The sequence below is a fragment of the Vreelandella sp. H-I2 genome, from assembly GCF_052959335.1.
Genome location: NZ_JBRAMC010000031.1, coordinates 1 through 212, shown reverse-complemented (window position 1 = coordinate 212; position 212 = coordinate 1). Strand labels below are relative to the sequence as shown.

The following is a 212-nucleotide window of genomic DNA, read 5'->3' as shown; positions in this document are numbered from 1 at the left end:
TAATGGTGGGAACTCTAAGGAGACTGCCGGTGACAAACCGGAGGAAGGTGGGGACGACGTCAAGTCATCATGGCCCTTACGGGTAGGGCTACACACGTGCTACAATGGCCGGTACAAAGGGCTGCGAGCTCGCGAGAGTCAGCGAATCCCTTAAAGCCGGTCTCAGTCCGGATCGGAGTCTGCAACTCGACTCCGTGAAGTCGGAATCGCTA

The 212-nt window shown here is 57.1% G+C and carries 1 rRNA gene; it reads left to right on the top strand.

Annotated elements, in window-relative coordinates:
- Positions 1 to 212, top strand: a 16S ribosomal RNA gene (locus ACUVOF_RS21990); the annotation flags it as partial.